This window comes from Selenihalanaerobacter shriftii, from assembly GCF_900167185.1.
Classification (GTDB): Bacteria; Bacillota; Halanaerobiia; order Halobacteroidales; family Acetohalobiaceae; genus Selenihalanaerobacter; species Selenihalanaerobacter shriftii.
Genome location: NZ_FUWM01000004.1, coordinates 1 through 17722, shown reverse-complemented (window position 1 = coordinate 17722; position 17722 = coordinate 1). Strand labels below are relative to the sequence as shown.

16 protein-coding genes are annotated in these 17722 nt (G+C 32.7%); all 16 read left to right on the top strand.

The genetic code is table 11. From position 1 onward, the window contains the following. The first annotated feature begins 189 nt into the window (after positions 1-189). Positions 190-3579 (top strand): DNA polymerase III subunit alpha, encoded by a 3390-nt coding sequence (locus B5D41_RS01450; RefSeq protein ID WP_078808828.1) that lies wholly within the window; start codon positions 190-192, stop codon positions 3577-3579. Between the two features lie 140 nt (positions 3580-3719). Continuing rightward, positions 3720-4205: a phosphatidylglycerophosphatase A family protein gene (locus tag B5D41_RS01445; protein ID WP_078808827.1), complete on the top strand. Its 486-nt coding sequence runs from the start codon at positions 3720-3722 to the stop codon at positions 4203-4205. 66 nt (positions 4206-4271) lie between these two features. Next, the gene (locus tag B5D41_RS01440; protein WP_078808826.1) at positions 4272-5258 is read left to right on the top strand and encodes a DapH/DapD/GlmU-related protein; all 987 of its coding nucleotides are present in this window, start codon (positions 4272-4274) and stop codon (positions 5256-5258) included. 81 nt (positions 5259-5339) lie between these two features. After that, positions 5340-6098, top strand: a complete 759-nt coding sequence (locus B5D41_RS01435) for a DUF368 domain-containing protein (protein ID WP_078808825.1) — start codon at positions 5340-5342, stop codon at positions 6096-6098. A gap of 121 nt (positions 6099-6219) precedes the next feature. Continuing rightward, on the top strand, positions 6220-6444 hold the full coding sequence (gene mtrB, locus B5D41_RS01430; RefSeq protein ID WP_078808824.1) for a trp RNA-binding attenuation protein MtrB: 225 nt from the start codon (positions 6220-6222) through the stop codon (positions 6442-6444). Between the two features lie 433 nt (positions 6445-6877). Next, on the top strand, positions 6878-7711 hold the full coding sequence (aroF, locus tag B5D41_RS01425) for a 3-deoxy-7-phosphoheptulonate synthase (protein WP_078808823.1): 834 nt from the start codon (positions 6878-6880) through the stop codon (positions 7709-7711). Beyond that, positions 7712-9190 (top strand): anthranilate synthase component I, encoded by a 1479-nt coding sequence (gene trpE / locus B5D41_RS01420; protein WP_078808822.1) that lies wholly within the window; start codon positions 7712-7714, stop codon positions 9188-9190. It begins immediately after the preceding gene. A gap of 45 nt (positions 9191-9235) precedes the next feature. Then, complete coding sequence (gene trpD, locus B5D41_RS01415; protein ID WP_078808821.1) at positions 9236-10264, top strand: anthranilate phosphoribosyltransferase; 1029 nt, start codon at positions 9236-9238, stop codon at positions 10262-10264. Further along, on the top strand, positions 10255-11046 hold the full coding sequence (gene trpC, locus B5D41_RS01410) for an indole-3-glycerol phosphate synthase TrpC (protein ID WP_078808820.1): 792 nt from the start codon (positions 10255-10257) through the stop codon (positions 11044-11046). The genes trpD and trpC overlap by 10 nt, the downstream gene beginning before the upstream one ends. After that, the gene (locus tag B5D41_RS01405) at positions 11039-11662 is read left to right on the top strand and encodes a phosphoribosylanthranilate isomerase (RefSeq protein WP_143555633.1); all 624 of its coding nucleotides are present in this window, start codon (positions 11039-11041) and stop codon (positions 11660-11662) included. The genes trpC and B5D41_RS01405 overlap by 8 nt, the downstream gene beginning before the upstream one ends. After that, positions 11652-12836, top strand: coding sequence for a tryptophan synthase subunit beta (trpB, locus tag B5D41_RS01400; RefSeq protein WP_078808818.1), 1185 nt, complete (start codon positions 11652-11654; stop codon positions 12834-12836). Before B5D41_RS01405 ends, trpB begins: the two co-directional genes overlap by 11 nt. Next, complete coding sequence (trpA, locus tag B5D41_RS01395; RefSeq protein WP_078808817.1) at positions 12837-13634, top strand: tryptophan synthase subunit alpha; 798 nt, start codon at positions 12837-12839, stop codon at positions 13632-13634. It abuts the gene before it with no gap. 388 nt (positions 13635-14022) lie between these two features. Further along, the gene (locus B5D41_RS01390) at positions 14023-16194 is read left to right on the top strand and encodes a transcriptional regulator (RefSeq protein WP_078808816.1); all 2172 of its coding nucleotides are present in this window, start codon (positions 14023-14025) and stop codon (positions 16192-16194) included. A 104-nt stretch (positions 16195-16298) separates the two neighbouring features. Continuing rightward, positions 16299-16730 (top strand): membrane-associated protease 1, encoded by a 432-nt coding sequence (locus B5D41_RS01385; RefSeq protein WP_078808815.1) that lies wholly within the window; start codon positions 16299-16301, stop codon positions 16728-16730. A gap of 245 nt (positions 16731-16975) precedes the next feature. Then, on the top strand, positions 16976-17434 hold the full coding sequence (locus B5D41_RS01380) for a hypothetical protein (RefSeq protein WP_078808814.1): 459 nt from the start codon (positions 16976-16978) through the stop codon (positions 17432-17434). Between the two features lie 70 nt (positions 17435-17504). Continuing rightward, positions 17505-17722, top strand: a 218-nt coding sequence (locus B5D41_RS01375) for a transposase (protein ID WP_143555632.1), incomplete at its 3' end; no start/stop codon positions are given.

Below are 17722 nucleotides of genomic sequence, written 5' to 3'. Positions count from 1 at the left end.
ACATAAGTCTTTCTAATTAATGTAAGCAGGAATTTAAGAGGGTTAACTCGAATAATTATATAAGCAGAGTAAGTAGGTATATGAGGTTTAAGTATGACTTAAATGAAGGTTAGGAATAGATATTAGTGATATATAATGTTAAATTGCAAATAATATTTATAATTGTGTGATTTAGGGGAGGGCTGGTTAGTGGCTAATTTTGTCCATCTACATGTGCATACAGAATATAGTCTTTTAGATGGCGCAGCTAGAATTGAGGAATTAGTACAAAAGGCTGTTGATTATGGAATGCCAGCCTTAGCTATTACTGATCATGGATGTATGTATGGAGCAATAGAATTTTATAAGGCGGCAAAAGATGCTGGGATTAAACCTATTATAGGTTCAGAAGTCTATGTAGCTCCTAGAAGTAGATTTAATCGAGAACCGAAAAAGGATGATAATCCTTATCATCTTGTTTTACTAGCTAAAAATAATCAGGGATATAGAAATTTATTAAAGTTAACATCTTTAGGGTATTTAGAAGGTTTCTATTATAAACCTCGAGTTGATCAGGAATTATTACAAAAGTATAGTGATGGTTTAATCTGTTTAAGTGGTTGTTTAGCAGGAAAAGTAGCTAAAGGAGTATTAAATGAACAACAGGAACAGGTTAAAAATCATATAATTTCTTATCAAAAGATTTTTGGTAAGGATAATTTTTATTTAGAGATGCAGGATCAAGGGTTAAGAGAAGAAAAAATTTTAAATCATTCTTTAATTGAATTAAGTAAGCAATTAGAGGTACCGTTAATAGCTACTAATGATGTCCATTATCTTAATCAAGATGATGCTCAAGTACATGATGTGTTACTTTGCATTCAAACAGGGAAGAATTTAAATGATGAAGATAGAATGGAATTTCCTAATGACCAATTTTATTTAAAGAATAGTGAAGAGATGGCAGAAATCTTTTCAGAAATTCCTGAAGCTATTGAAAATACATTAGATATTGCTCAGCGGTGTAATGTGGAATTAGATTTTGATCAAATCTATTTACCTCATTATGGGGTGCCAGTTGAGGAAAGTATTACTTCGTATTTACGACAACTTTGTTTGGCTGGAGCTCGAGATCGATACGGAGAGTTAACTCAAGAAGTTAAAGAACGTCTAGATTATGAATTAAGTATTATTGAAGAAATGGGGTATCCAGCCTATTTCTTAATTGTATGGGATTTTGTTAAGTATGCTAAAGAAGAAGGCATCATGGTTGGACCCGGTCGAGGAAGTGCGGCTGGAAGTTTAGTTTCTTATTTATTAGGTATTACAGATTTAGATCCTTTAGAATATGGATTGATTTTTGAAAGGTTTCTTAATCCAGCTAGAGTTAGCATGCCAGATATAGATATTGATTTTTGTTATCAACGTCGAGATGAAGTGATTAATTATGTAACAAAAAAGTATGGTCAAGATAAAGTAGCTCAAATAATTACTTTTGGAACCATGGCAGCTAGGGCAGTAATTAGAGATGTAGGGAGAGTCTTAGATTTACCCTATGGAGAAGTTGATAGAATAGCTAAATTAATTCCTTTTGGATCTGACTTAGAAGGAGCATTGAACTCTTCGGATGAATTACAGGAATTATATCAGAGTAAGAATGAGATTAAACAATTAATAGATTACGCAAGAAGATTAGAAGGTCTCCCTCGGCATGCTTCTACCCATGCGGCGGGAGTAGTTATTTCTAAGGAAGAATTAACGGCTTATACACCTTTACAACAGAATAAAGGTGAGGTAACCACCCAATATCCAATGGAGAATTTAGAAGAGATTGGCTTGCTGAAGATGGACTTTTTAGGTTTAAGAACATTAACAGTAATAAATAATGCTTTAGATATTATTAAACGAACTCAAGGATTGGATTTAGATTTAGCAGAATTTCCTATAGATGATATTAAAGCTTATGAATTATTACAGACAGGGAATACCGAAGGACTATTTCAAATTGAATCTAATCTTTTTCAAAGATTGATTGTTGATTTGCAGCCAACTAGATTTGAAGATTTAATTGCATTATTGGCTTTAGGAAGACCGGGACCTTTAGGAAGTGGAATGGTAGATGATTTTGTTAAACGGCGACACGGGGAAGCAGAAATAGAATATCCACATCCAGATTTACAGCCTATTTTAGAAAAAACTTATGGAGTTATCTTATATCAGGAACAGGTTATGAAAATTGCTAATGAAATAGCTGGATATAGTCTTGGTGAAGCTGATATTTTGCGACGAGGTATGGGTAAAAAGAAGCCAGAATTATTAAGGAAACATAGACAGAAGTTTATTGATGGAGCTATTGAAAATGGTTATTCTGAAGAATTAGCCAATGAATTATTTGATTTAATGGAGTATTTTGGTGGTTATGGATTTAATAAATCCCATAGTGCTGCATATGCATTAGTTTCTTATCAGACAGCATATCTTAAAAATTATTATCCAGTAGAATTTATGGCAGCTTTATTAAGTAGCATAATGGGTAATAGTGATAAAATTGCTCGTTATATTGAAGAATGTAAGCGAATTGAGATTGAAGTTTTGCCTCCTGATGTAAATGAGAGTGATGTAAGGTTCACAGTAGTTGATGGAAAAATTAGATTTGGATTAGAAGCGGTTAAGAATGTGGGAGAGAAAGCAATTGAAGAGATAATTAAAGCTAGAGAAGAGTTAGGATATTTTGAGTCAATAATAGATTTTTATGAAAAGGTTTCCTTAGGTAAGGTGAATCAACGAGTAATTGAAAGCTTGGTTAAGGCTGGAGCTTTTGACTCTTTTGATGCTTATCGATCTCAATTATTAACAGTTTTAGATGATTTATATGAACAATTTCGGCGGATTCAAAAAGAAAAAGATAACGGGCAACAATCTTTTACAGACTTTTTAGGTGAGGATGAATTTATTGCTAAACGATTTGAATTACCTGAGAAGCCTGAGTATAGTCAAGATGAGTTATTAGCTATGGAGAAAGAGTATTTAGGATTATATATATCTGGTCATCCTATAGATAGATATCAGGGTTTATTACAAAAGTATGAACCTCTTTCTACTTTAGATATTAAAGAAGTCGATGATAGGGAAGAAGTTATTGTAGCTGGAACCATTAGTGATTTGAATCAGATTGTAACTAAGAATGGAAATAGAATGGCTTTTGTAGAGCTTGAGGATAGATTAGGTCAGGTAGAAGTAGTAGTCTTTCCTAAAAAATATAATCAATTTCAGGAGTTATTAAGTCTAAATGAATTTCTTTTAGTTAAAGGTAGGTTAGATAAGGATGAACAAAGTGTAAAAGTGATTGGTGAAAAGTTAAAAGGAGCTATAAAGGAGCGATTATATTTAGAAATAGTTGATATAAATTCAGAAGGATTACAAAAATTAGCAGAAGTATTACAAGATTTTCAAGGAAATATCCCTGTTTATATGGTGCTTAAGGTTAATCAAAAAAGAGTTCTTCTATCTACTGCTCAAAAATTTTCAGTCAGAATGGATCAAAGATTAGAACAAAAATTAGATAAAATTTCTGGAGTAAAGAATTACGTTTTATCATAGATTTGCATAGACTATTGATAATAGTGAATAACTAATCGGCTAATAAGTTTATTAAGCTAGTTGTTGCAATTATAGATTAGGGAATAGGTTATTATCTGACACTGTCAACTGTTACTGTTTTTACGAAGGAGGGGAGAACTATGAAAGAGTTAGTAATTGATTTATTGAATGAAAGAGGTGTTCAAATAAAGGATATAGCACAAATTGCTTATGATTTACAGTCACCTTATAATCCACAATTAACTTTAGAAGAATGTGTAATTAGTGTGGAAAAGGTATTTGAAAAACGAGAGGTTCAATATACAATTCTAACCGGTGTAGCTTTAGATAAATTAGCAGAAGAAGGTAGCTTGGATGAACCATTGTCTAATATTATTACACGTGATGAACCTTTATATGGGATTGATGAAAGCTTAGCAATGACTATTGCTAATATTTATGGGACTATTGGTGTTACTAGTTTTGGTTTTTTAGATAAGCAGAAGACAGGAATTATTGAAGAATTAGATAATAGTGCGGAAAACGTTAATACCTTTTTAGATGATATTGTAGCTGGAATTGCATCAGCGGCCTCGGCTAGATTAGCTCATCGGCATAAAGAAAAACAGCAAGTAGATATTTCATAAACTAATAGATGTAATCAAAAAATGAATCTAATAGATAGGGCTAATAGTCAGATAGGAGGGAAATATGTGGAAGAGTATAAAGCAGATTATTATCAGGTAATAATTACAGTCGGAGGCACACTAGGTTATAGATTAAGAGAGAAATTTTCAGAATTCGCTCTTCATTATTCCGTTAAAGTAGTTAGAGGGTTAGAAGGCAGAAAAGTTGAGTTTGCAGTTATAGTTGCTAAGGAGAAGTTAGATAAAACTTTAGATTTAATAAAAAATATTTGTATGGACCCTATCATTACTATTTTACCAGTATCTAATTTTAGGGATCAGGTCGCAAAAAAGGCTGTACGGAAAGTAACTCTTTCAGAAGGTGCTAGTGTTAGTTCTTTAGCTGAATTATATGATGGAGTCTTTTTAGATAAAGGTAGTCAAGTAGTAGGAAATGCTATTTTGCATGAAGGAGTTAGAGTAGGTCAGAATACATTTGTAGGTACTGGAGTAATTATTAGAACAGGAACTACTATTGGCGATAACTGCCATATTGGTACTGGAGCTATTATTGGTGATAATGTTCAAATTGGTAATAATGTTAATATTGAAGAAAATGTAACAATCAGAAGCGATGTTAAGATTGGTGACAATGTTTCGATTGGTACCGCGGCTAATTTAGAAAGCAATATTACTATTAAAAATAAAATAAGAATTGGTCCTTTAGCTAGAATCTTTAATGTAGGTAGAAAAAGAGCTAATTTAGAGTCTCCTAGTGATAGACAGGTGATTTCGACGGTAATAGATGATGGTACATTCGTAGGTAGTGGAGCAATCGTAGGTGGTAAAGTAGGCAAAAATGTAATGGTTGGTTCTAATGCTATTGTTCATACTGCTCGAATAGAACCGGGAGTTACTATTGGTTCTGGTGCAGTAGTTCCTTTTGAAGGAGAGGTAGAAGAAGGGTTAACAGTTATCGGTTCACCGGCAAAACCTATTAGTGATTATCAAAAAGAAAAGAAATTATTAAAGTTTTTAGAAGATAAATATAAAGACCAAATTTTCGATGATTGATAGATAGGAATTTTTCGATGAAGTTTTTTAATTAGATTATTATTGTTATCTGAGAAGATATTTAATAGTAGAGGTGAATATATGAGTCGATTTTGGGAGTTAGTAATTAAAGGGATACCTATTGGCATTTCCAATACTTTACCAGGGATTAGTGGTGGAACAATGGCTTTGATATTGGGAATATATGATCAGTTGGTAAATGGTATTAAGAAGATAAATCTAACGGTTTTAATTCCGATATTATTTGGAGCTATTATTGGAGTAATAGGTGGTTCTAAAGTAATAGTCAATTTGCTAGAGCTACAGCCAGGATTTACAGTAGCTTTCTTATTAGGTTTGATCCTTACTTCAAGTAAGGTAACTGCTAAAGAGATAGAAGATTTAAATTTAAAGACTATAATTTTATTTATTTTAGGGTTGATAATCGCTTACCATTATTCAATAGATATTGATTCGGTGGTTAGTAGAGCTGATATTTCTTTGTTTAAGTTCTTTTGGGGTGGTGCTATAGGTAGTGTGGCAATGATATTACCTGGAGTTAGTGGTGGCACTCTTTTAATTATGTTAGGTCTATACCAGAATGTTTTACAAGCAATTATTAACTTTGACATTTTAGTTTTATTCTCTTTTGGTGGAGGTGTAGGTGTAGGGTTATTAGGATTCTCTTGGTTATTATCTTATCTTTTAGCTAAATGGCGTTCATTTTTAATGGCCTTTTTAACAGGATTGATTTTAGGCTCTATTAGAACTGTTATTCCAAATCAACTCGGTGTGATGGAGTTCGTTGGATTCATATTGGGCTTTCTATCTATCTGGTTTTTAGATAAAAGAGAAGTATAAGATTAGAAGAAAAATAATATCTTTTTGCCATTAAAAATAGAGAATTTTCCAGAATACTATTGACACTTTAATTATAGTAAGTTATTATAATAGTAATAAGTTGTAATCAAGGGGGCTTATAATGAATATTGAAGGAAAGCAAGATTATATAATGATTAAAGCTCTAGAAAATGGAGTAACAATTATTGGTTTAACCCGAGGACAGCAAACAAAATTTCATCATACAGAAAAGTTAGACCGAGGTGAGGTGATGATTGCTCAATTTACTGAGCATACATCAGCAATTAAAGTTCGTGGTAAAGCAGAGATTATTACGGAACATGGACAGGTAGAATCAGGAGAATAAAGAATTTAAATTATTAAATATAGATTACTTAATTGAAGTTAGAGAATTTAGCTAAAATGTAGTATTTAGATTAGATAGTTGAGCTTAGATATAGAGTTTAGAATTTGATATAGTTTTAAAATTTAATATGAGAATAGAGATGAGTTTAGTTGAGTTGAGCCTAGATGAGTTTAGCAGAGTTAGTAATTAGTTTAAGTATTAGTGATTGATAATTAAATTATGAGTAATTATGGATTGTTGGATAATTAATATTTAATTGTCAAGATATTAATTATGAAATTATAGTTATTCATTATTTAATCACTAAATACTAATTATTAACCTAATGTTAGCTAACGAATGTAAGCCAGGCTCAAGTGAGCCTGGCTTTTTTTGATTTTATAGTATAGATTTAGTAAGAGATGAGAAATAAGAAGAGAGGAGCTGAGCTGAGATGAGTCAACTTGCTAGAGATTTATATCCTTTAGCTGGTAGAAAAGAAGAGCTAAGTAAGAGTATAGTTGAGATTGATAGAGTTAAGATTGGTGCAGGAAAGCCAGTGATTATGGCTGGTCCTTGTGCTGTAGAGGATAGAGAGCAGATATTTACTACTGCTAGAACAGTAAAAGAATCCGGAGGTGAAATATTGCGTGGAGGTGTTTTTAAACCACGGACTTCACCTTATTCTTTTCAAGGTTTAGGAAAAGAAGGATTAGAATTATTAGCAGAAGTTAAAGAAGAGACTGGGTTATTAATAGTTACTGAAGTCATGGATGTGAGAGATATAGATTTAGTCGCTGAATATGCTGATATTTTACAGATTGGTTCAAGAAATATGCAGCACTATCCCTTATTAAGAGAAGTTGGTAAAGTTGATATGCCGGTTCTTTTAAAGAGAGGAATGACAGCTACTATTAAGGAATGGCTATTAGCTGCTGAATATATTTTAAGGAATGGGAATCAACAGGTAATCCTTTGTGAAAGAGGAATTAGAGGTTTTCAAGAGTATACAAGAAATATTCTAGATATTAGTGCAGTACCAGTAGTTAGACAGTTGAGTCATTTGCCAATAATTATTGATCCTAGTCATGCTACAGGACATAGTGAATTGGTTACTCCATTAGCTAAAGCCGGAGTAATAGCTGGAGCAGATGGAGTTATGGTTGAGGTACATCCTAATCCAGAGCAAGCCCTCTGCGATGGGGAACAGTCATTAGATCTACCTACTTTTCAAAAGTTGGTTAGAAATTTAAAGTTACTGCCTAGTAATTCAGAGCAGGAGATATAAGTGTATTATCCAACCAAAGATGAATTTGTTAAGAAGTCGAAAGAGGGGAATTTAATTCCAATCTATTGTGAAGTAGTAGCTGATATGGAGACTCCGGTTTCTGCTTTTAAGAAATTAGGCGATAGTGAATATTCTTATTTATTAGAGAGTGTAGAAGGTGGAGAGAATGTAGGACGTTACTCTTTTATAGGCGGGTCACCATTTTTAGTCTTTAGTTATCAAGATGGAGTTGTACAGATAGAAGAGGGTGAGGAAGTTAAAGAATATACTACTGAGCATCCTTTAGATAAGTTAAAAGAGCTACTAGAAAGATATCAGTTAGCAGAAATTGAAGGGTTACCAAGATTCTTTGGGGGTGCTGTCGGTTATTTAGGCTATGATTTAATTACTTCCTTTGAAGATATAGAGTTATCGACAAAAGCAGGGTTAGATGTGCCAGATAGTATCTTCACTTTAACTGATACTATTTTAATCTTTGATCATGTTAAACATAAGATCAAGATAGTTGCTAATACTTTGATTAAAGATGATCCAGAGGTTGAGTACCAAAGAGCAGTCAATAAGATAGAGAAAATTAAGGCTAAGTTAGAAAATGGATTATCTAGAAGTAATGATGATAATTGTCAAGAGGAGAATGGTAATGATCAAAGTGAAAGAAAGATTGAATCTAATTTAACTAAAGCAGAATTCATGGATAAAGTTAAGAGAGCTAAAGAGTATATAAAGTCTGGGGATATATTTCAGGTAGTTCTTTCACAAAGATTAAAGACAACAACAGAAGCTGATGCTTTTGATGTTTATCGGACTTTAAGAAGAGTGAATCCTTCACCGTATATGTATTATTTAAACTTTGATAAACTTAAATTAATTGGTTCTTCACCAGAGATGTTAGTTAGGGTAGATGATGGAGTAGTGGAGAATCGTCCGATTGCTGGGACTAGACCTCGAGGTAAAAATACAAAAGAGGATAATCAATTAGCTAAAGAGATGTTAAATGATCAGAAGGAAAGAGCAGAACATACTATGTTAGTTGATTTAGGCAGAAATGATGTTGGCAGAGTAAGTAAGTTTGGAAGTGTAGAAGTAAATGAGTTTATGGAGATAGAGAAGTATTCGCATGTAATGCATTTAGTGTCTAATGTAAGAGGTGAGTTAAGAGAAGATGCAAGTGACTTTGATGCTTTAAGATCTTGTTTTCCAGCAGGTACGGTTTCTGGTGCTCCTAAGATTAGAGCTATGGAGATTATAGATGAATTAGAACCGACCAAAAGAGGTCCATACGCTGGAGCCATTGGATATTTTAGTTTTAATGGAAATCTAGATAGCTGTATTACGATTAGGACTATGGTCTTTAAAGATCAAGATGTTTATGTTCAGGCTGGAGCTGGAATCGTTTCGGATTCTAATCCAGAAGCTGAGTATCAAGAGACTTTGAATAAAGCTCAAGCCTTGTTAAGGTCTATTGAATTAGCTAAGTAGTAGAGATGAGAAGAGTAGAGATTAGGATGAGAGGAGATGAGAGTAATGATAGGTTTTATTAAAAAGGTGATGGAAGAAGAAAACTTAAGTGTACAACAAGCAGCAGAGGCTATGGGTTTAGTGATGACTGGGAGTGCAACTGAAGCACAAATAGCCAGTTTTATAACTGCTTTACGAATGAAAGGAGAGACAGTCGAAGAGATTACCGGTTGTGCTCAAGTTATGCGTCAAAAAGCAACCAATATTGAAGTGCAGCAACCAATGATGGTTGATACATGTGGTACTGGAGGCGATGGCGTTGGTACTTTTAATATTTCAACTACCTCTGCTTTAGTAGTTGCTGGTGCTGGAGTGCCAGTGGCTAAACATGGAAATAGGTCAGTCTCTAGTAAGAGTGGTAGTGCAGATGTTTTAGAATCGTTAGGGGTTAATTTGAATTTAACAGCTAAAGAAGTTGCTGAGTTAGTAGATGAAATAGGTATTGGATTTTTATATGCTCCTAATTTTCATAAGGCTATGAAACATGCTATTAAACCTAGAAAAGAAGTTGGAGCTAGAACTATATTTAATATTTTAGGTCCATTGACTAATCCAGCTCGAGCTAAGCGACAGGTCTTAGGTGTTTATGATCCTAAGTTAACTTCAGTATTAGCTAAAGTATTAGGAAATTTAGGAGTAGAGAAGGCTTTTGTAGTACATGGAGCCGGGGGATTAGATGAGATTTCAATTTTAGGCGAGACAAAGATCAGTTATTTAAGAGAGGGAGAAGTAGAGGACTTTACTATTAACCCTAGAGATTATGGGTTAAAAGTTGCAGAAGTAGAGGAAATTAAAGGTGGAGAGGCTGAAGAGAATGCTCAAATTACACTAGATATTCTAAAAGGTAAATCTGGAGCTAAACGAGATATAATTTTATTAAATAGTGCTGCTGCCTTCCTAGTAACAGATAAAGTGAGTAACTTAGAAGAAGGAATAGAATTGGCAGCTGAAGTAATAGATTCTGGAGCAGCTTTAGCTAAATTAAATCAATTAATTGAACATTCTCAGCAAAAGAAGTGTTCTAAATGTTCTTAAAGAAGATAGTTGCTAACACTAGAGAAGAATTGAATAAACGAAGAGAGATAATAGGATTAGCTGAATTAAAGGGAAGATTAAGACCTCATAATGATATTATAGATTTCAAAGAAGCTTTAGTTGCGCCAGAAGTGGGTTTGATTGCAGAGATTAAGCAGGCTTCGCCTTCTAAAGGGTTAATTAAAGAGGCTTTTAATCCAATAGAGATAGCTACAGTATATAGTCAACAAGGAGCAGCAGCTATTTCTGTCTTGACTGATGAAAAGTTCTTTCAAGGTAGTTTAGATTATTTACAGGCAGTAAGAAAAGTTACAGAATTACCTTTGCTGCGAAAAGATTTTATTATTGATCCTTATCAAGTCTATGAAGCACAAGTCTTTGGAGCAGATGCAATATTGTTGATAGTTAATATATTAACTGAGAATAAGCTAAGAGAATTATTAGATTTAGCTAAAAGATTAGGATTGGCATCTTTAGTAGAGGTGCATACTGCCAAGGAATTGGAGACTGCTACGAGAGTAGGAGCTGAAATTATTGGTATTAATAACCGAAACTTAAAGAACTTCACAACTGATATAAAACAGACTTTAAAGTTAAAAGAATTGGTACCTCAAGATAGAATCTTAATTAGTGAAAGTGGTATTTCTAATAGAGAAGATATTGAAAGGTTAATTACTGCAGGTATAGATGGAGTTTTGGTTGGTGAGTCGTTAATGAGAAGTGATAATTTAGAAGAGAAGGTATGTAGTTTATTAGGAAAGAGTGTTGATGGTGATGACTAGAGTTAAAATTTGTGGAATTACTAATCTAGCTGATGCAAAGCAGATTGCAAAGGTAGGTGTTGATAGTTTAGGTTTTATATTTGCTAATAGTCCACGCCAGGTAAAACCAACACAGGTAAAAGAGATTATTAATGAGTTACCACCTTTTATTAATACAGTGGGAGTTTTTGCTAATGAAGAGATGATGATGGTTAAGGAGATTGCTAAATATTGTGGCCTAGACACATTACAGTTTCATGGTAATGAAAGCCCACAGTATTGTCAATGCTTTGAAGAACAGAAGATAATTAAGGCTTTTCGCATTAAAGACGAGATAGATTTAGAGAAGTTGAGTAACTATAATGTAGATGGTTATTTATTAGACACTTATGATCCAAATCATTTAGGAGGGACCGGTCAAACTTTTAATTGGAATTTAGCTTTAGAGGCTAAAAAGTTAGGGCCGGTGATCTTAGCTGGTGGAATAAATTCAAAGAATATAAGTACAGCGATTAAAGAGGTAAGTCCTTATGGAGTTGATATTAGCAGCGGTGTAGAACGGGCACCGGGATTAAAGGATTTAGGAAAAGTGGAGGAAGTATTTACTAAAATAAGGGGGAATAACAATGGCAAGTAAAAAGGGAGTTTTTGGTGAATTTGGAGGACAGTATGTACCGGAATTATTGATTCCAGCTTTAGAAGAATTAGAAGAAGCTTATGAAAAGTATAAGGATGATCCAGAATTTATAGAAGAATTTGAGTATTATTTGAAGCAGTATGTGGGGAGAGCTAATCCGTTATATTATGCTGAGAGATTGACTGAAAAGTTAGGTGGAGCTAAAATTTATCTTAAGCGAGAAGATCTTAACCATATGGGAGCTCATAAGATTAATAATACTTTAGGACAAATTTTATTAGCAGATAGAATGGGGAAAGAAAAAGTTATTGCTGAAACCGGGGCTGGACAACACGGTGTAGCAACTGCGACGGTGGCTGCCATGTTTGGTATGGATTGTGAGATATTTATGGGTGCTGAAGATGTGGAGCGACAGTCTTTAAATGTATTTAGAATGAGATTGTTAGGAGCTAAGGTAACTCCTGTTACTGAAGGAACAGCTACGTTAAGTGATGCGGTTGATGTTGCAATTAGAAAATGGGTAGAAAGAATAGATGACACATTCTATTTACTTGGTTCAGCAGTTGGCCCTCATCCTTATCCGACAATGGTTCGTGACTTTCAATCAGTAATCGGGAAAGAGGCAAGAGATCAGATACTTGAAGCTGAAGGAAGGCTACCAGATTATTTAATGGCTTGTGTTGGGGGAGGAAGTAATGCCATTGGACTTTTCCATCCATTTGTAGATGATGAAGATGTCAAGATGATAGGAGTAGAAGCAGCTGGTTTAGGTGTTGATACTGATAAACATGCTGCTACTTTAACTAAAGGTGATAAAGGTATTATACATGGTTTTAAAAGCTATGTTTTACAAGATGAAGGTGGGCAGATTATGCCAGTACATTCTATTTCAGCAGGACTTGATTATCCAGGTATTGGTCCAGAGCATAGTTATTTAAATGATAGTGGTCGAGCGGAATATGTAGCAGTTACAGATGAGGAAGCAGTGGAAGCCTTCCAATTACTTTCGGAAGTTGAAGGAATAATTCCTGCATTAGAAAGTTCTCATGCTATAGCTCAGGTTAAAAAGTTAGCACCGAAATTAGATAAGGATCAGATTATTATTGTTAACTTATCAGGACGTGGAGATAAAGATGTATATACTGTAGCTGATAGAATAGGAGTTGAAATTTAAATGGGTAGGATAGCTGCTACCTTTAATAGATTAAAACAAAAGGAGCAGAGCGCTTTTATCCCTTTCCTTATGGCTGGAGATCCTAATCTGGAGTTAACTAAAGAATTAGTGCTGGAGGCTGAAAGAAAGGGTGCCGACATTATTGAATTGGGGATTCCTTACTCAACTCCTTTAGCAGATGGACCAACAATTCAAAAAGCAGGTAAAAGAAGTTTAACTCATGGTACTAATTTAAATGATATTTTTGAGTTAGTAGAGGAGATTAGATTGGAGAGTGATATTCCATTAATTTTAATGGGATACTATAATTCAGTTTTTAGTTATGGAGTTGAAGAATTCGTTAATAAGAGTGAAGAAGTAGGAGTAGATGGAGTAATTATTCCTGATTTGCCTCTAGGAGAAGATGAAGAATTACGAGAATATAGTACTGAGTTAAATATTATTTTACTTGTAACTCCTATTAGTACTGAAAAGAGATTAAAAGAGGTAGCTGAAGCTTCTTCTGGTTTCATTTATGCTGTATCGACGTCAGGGACAACAGGAGCTAGAACAGAAGTAGCTAAAGAAGTTAAAGGAATTGTAGAAAAGGTTAAAAGCTTAACCTCCATTCCAGTAGCAGTTGGTTTTGGAATTTCTAAGCCAGAGCATGTAAGTGAGGTTGGTCAATTTGCCGATGGAGCTATTGTAGGAAGTGCTATTATTCAAAAGATAGAAGATAATTTAGATTTAATCTCAGACAATAAAGATGAATTTATTCAAAGAGTAGGTAGTTTCATTAGGGCATTAGCAAATAATTAAATAGATAATTAAGATTAAGACCTACCACTAATTAGTGGTAGGTCTTTTTATATTCTAAAATATACAAATATAATAGATATTATTTTATTATAAGTTATTACTTATGTTTTTTTAAATAATATAGTTTTTTTAGTATAACAAGTAAAAAAGATGTAGAAAAAACGATAATCACTTCCTAATCTAGTTTAAATTAACACATTTTGCTATTAAATAAAATAATTTTGTGGAAATTATTTTTAGAAAATGGGTTGGTAATCATGGTTATTTGAGAATTTTTTGAGAATCGTATGTTATACTAATTGGGAATTGGGTATAAATGGATTTAATTGACAATTCATTTAAGTGAATTAAATAATTTTACTTAAATTTTAAAATTCGAAAGGAGGAGATTAAAATTATTAATCAAACAAATAGGACAATACTTTTTGAAGAAGTGAATCCTGAAAAATTAGACTTAATTACTTTAGTAGGAGATGTAAAGGGGGTAGAAAGTTTAGACGATGACAAAATAAATGAAATTAATGATCATTTATTAGTTGAAAGCTTTGAGGAATTTCTTGAAAAATTTAGTCCTAAAATTTATTCCTATTATAACGCTGCAAATCAGAAGGTAATGTATACGTCAGTAAAACCACAAGGAATACCTGAGAATTGCATAACAGAAATAGGATTGGATCAGAATAATGATTTTCTAAAGATGCTATTTACATTAATAGACACTAAAAAGAGTCAAGGAAGTAAGAATGTGGACTTTAAATTTGAGAATATTTTAGACATGATTTCTCCTAAGAAGGTGATGGAAGATATCAAGCAGGTGCGAAAGGAGATAAATTATCTATACGGTAAGCATGAAGAACTTGATGATGAAGATCCTAAAAAATTAGATTTAGGAGACAAATTAAATATAAAGTTTGAAGAAGCAAGTCAGAATTATAATAATGTATTGGGTATGTTACCTTTAGCAATTGAAGATATCAAGACAAGACTTTTATTAGGAGAAAGTCAAGAAGAATCAGAAGCTGAAGCAATAGAGATTGGAATTCTTACTATGGATAATCAAGGGGAGCTTAAAATTTTAGAAGCTCCAGAAGAAGAGGAGACGGCATTGGCGGTGCAAAATGAGAAGAAGACAAATGATTTAATTGAAATATATGAAGAAGACTATGAGGTGATAACTGAGACTCCGACTCCTTATGTAAAGGATTTAGTAGTAAGAACTTTTGCGCCTATATCTTCTCCAACAACAGATATTAATGTTGAAAAAGAAGTGGCGAATTATAATAATTATCTTGAGTTTTATAAAAGCTCAAAAGATGATTTTGTAAAGGCTGCTAAGCCTTTGGTAGAGAAGCTTTTAGGTGTAAAAATGTTTTTTGAGCAATATGATACTAAAAATAGAGGTATGACTCCAAAGTTATTAGTTAGTAACTGTAAAGTAGATATGCTTGTTAAGGCGAATAATAAACCAAGATTAGAGACTTTCTTAAATACTGTAAATGCTAAAAATAACTTTTCTGAAACAATTTGGTTTGGGATAGTTCCTGGAATAGAATTAGAAGGATCGAATCAAGTAAAGACTAGAAGAGTTAGATTTAAAGGAACAGATAAGACCAAAAGAAAAGAAGGAAAGACAATGGAATCATTAACAGCTATTCTTGATACAACAAAGAAATATAAAATACAGATATTCTTTAATTTTCAAGCAGATGAAGAGACAACATTTAATGATATGGCAACTAAGGGAGTAGAAAAATATATAGACAAGACTGAAAAATTAACTCGTCAGGATTATAGTGAATATATAATCCCTTGTATTCCAAACTTTACAGTAATACCAAAGAATAAATCTGGAGTAGTTTTAGATAGGAAGATGACTAAGACAGAGCATGGAGGAGCAATCTTATCTAAAGAAGAGGAAGATATATTAAAATTATGGTTAGAAGGTGTTTACATAGATGCTTCTTATGTAGCAGCTGGTATAGTTGCAGCTTATCAATGCCCAGAATATTTAAGAGATAACTTTAAAAAAGTATCTAAAAATTATCCAGGAGTTAGATTTGATATAGAAAGTGGCGATAACAACTTAAAAGTTGCTACAACATTAGCTAAAGAAATAACTGGATTTACAAATTCAATTAAGGATTCAATCAATAGAAATGATTTTGGTTTTGTATTTTCATCAGAAAATGCACAGTTAGATGGAAAAGAAATTAAAAGGTTAACTGTTTATAAAGCTAGGAGCTTAGAGATGACTGAGTATGGATTTGATTCAATTTATAAAACGTTAGTAAGTACTTATATAGAAAGGATTTTAAGATTTAAAACCAGCGACTTTAAACAAGATAAGATTGTTAAGTTCTTTAGTAATAATCCAAAGAGTCAAAAGAGTAATTGGGTTAATAATGCTGGGTATGTAAATTCTATATTACAAGATGGTGATGATATAAGTTATAACATAGATTTAGAGAGCAATACATGTCAGTTAGATCTTACTTTCAATGGAAATGTGAAGAATTTAGAAGTTAATATTACAAAAAGCACAAGTGCTAATGCCAGTTAAATTAAAGACTTCATTTAAATATAAGTCTTTAAGTTAATTAAAGTATATTAATACATCTTAAGGTGTATTGATATAAATAAAAAACCTAACAAGGGGGAATTTTCATGGGATTCAGATTAACTATTGAAGGACAAAGTGAGACTATTCTGTTGGAAAAGGACAATATTACGACGGCATCGTATAAGTCAGATTCACCTGATGGTTCTAATGCCAAAGCTACAGATATTGGCACGGAATTAAAGGTAAAAGGCAAGATTATTACAGCCGTAGAAGGAGAACCAGATGACACACAGAAGGTAGCAAATTGGTCTTTAGTAACTGCTGAAAAAGCAGATGCTTATCGAAATGCTATTTTAGAGGTAATAGCAGGAGATCAGGTAGTACGAAAAGTTACTTTACCTAATGCTTTTATAGTCGACTATGAAGAAAATTTTGGTCACACTGAAGGTATAGGTACATTCGATTTGTTCCTTAAGCAGAAAAAGGATAAGAATGAATTAGTAACTATGGAAGGCGGCTATGCGGCTGCAGAGTAAGGTTAATTAAGTAAGTTGAAAGGGGTAATTTGATTACCCCTTTTGGCTTATACTTTAAATGCAGAGAACAGATTATATTTAAGACATTGAAACAATTTAGACACAGACTAGTGATAATTGACAATTAACAGTTGACAATTAACAATTAAGATCATTAAAATCTTTCACAGTTTAAAGTCTTAATAAAGCTACAATATTTTGTGGTTATATTAAGATTTTAAGCTTAAGTAAAGAGGAGGAAAAAGATGCAAACCAAGAAAAAAGTGTTATTAGTAATAAGCATTTTGCTATTACTAACAATAGTAAGTGGGTGTAATACTTCAACGAATTATCCTATGGAGGATTATCCAAAGCTATCAAAGGAGATTATAAACTACCTAGAAGAAGCTTATAACGAAGAATTTGAGATTCAAAAGATAAGACATATTGACCAGAACGATGTAACTATAGCTTACTGCAATCCAAAAACAGATAAAGAATTTATATTTACAGTAAAGACTGGTGGAGTTAAGTATGGTGAAGGTTTTTATGATGAATATGGTAGTAATAAAGTTTCTAGAGCGATAAATAAATATTATAAGCCAATAATATCAAGGTTATTTCCATATAAAAAAGCATACTTTACAAATGGAGGGACATATAGTAACTGGGGAAAGATTCCTACTTTAAAAGAAATGTTAAAAGACTCTATGGATCGGTTATAATTAATTGTACAGAAATTTCTCGGACATGATATAATATAGTAAAATAAAATCAATAATATGGAGGTATATCATGCCGAAAAGATATAATGATGAATTCAAAAAACAAATAGTTTCATTAGTTAATAATGGTAAAAAACCAAGTGAAGTAGTTAAAGAATATAATATTGCCAGATCAACTGTTCATAAATGGGTAAAAAATTATAAGAATTCAGGTTCATTTAAAGCAAAAGATAATAGAACTGATCAAGAAAAAGAACTAATTAAATTACGCAAAGAAAACCAACAGTT

Coding starts and splice junctions, on each gene's coding strand:
- B5D41_RS01445 (WP_078808827.1), top strand. CDS start 3,720: ATGAAAGAGTTAGTAATTGATTTATTGAATGAAAGAGGTGTTCAAATA.
- B5D41_RS01435 (WP_078808825.1), top strand. CDS start 5,340: ATGAGTCGATTTTGGGAGTTAGTAATTAAAGGGATACCTATTGGCATT.
- mtrB (WP_078808824.1), top strand. CDS start 6,220: ATGAATATTGAAGGAAAGCAAGATTATATAATGATTAAAGCTCTAGAA.
- aroF (WP_078808823.1), top strand. CDS start 6,878: ATGAGTCAACTTGCTAGAGATTTATATCCTTTAGCTGGTAGAAAAGAA.
- trpD (WP_078808821.1), top strand. CDS start 9,236: ATGATAGGTTTTATTAAAAAGGTGATGGAAGAAGAAAACTTAAGTGTA.
- trpC (WP_078808820.1), top strand. CDS start 10,255: ATGTTCTTAAAGAAGATAGTTGCTAACACTAGAGAAGAATTGAATAAA.
- B5D41_RS01405 (WP_143555633.1), top strand. CDS start 11,039: ATGACTAGAGTTAAAATTTGTGGAATTACTAATCTAGCTGATGCAAAG.
- trpB (WP_078808818.1), top strand. CDS start 11,652: ATGGCAAGTAAAAAGGGAGTTTTTGGTGAATTTGGAGGACAGTATGTA.
- trpA (WP_078808817.1), top strand. CDS start 12,837: ATGGGTAGGATAGCTGCTACCTTTAATAGATTAAAACAAAAGGAGCAG.
- B5D41_RS01385 (WP_078808815.1), top strand. CDS start 16,299: ATGGGATTCAGATTAACTATTGAAGGACAAAGTGAGACTATTCTGTTG.
- B5D41_RS01380 (WP_078808814.1), top strand. CDS start 16,976: ATGCAAACCAAGAAAAAAGTGTTATTAGTAATAAGCATTTTGCTATTA.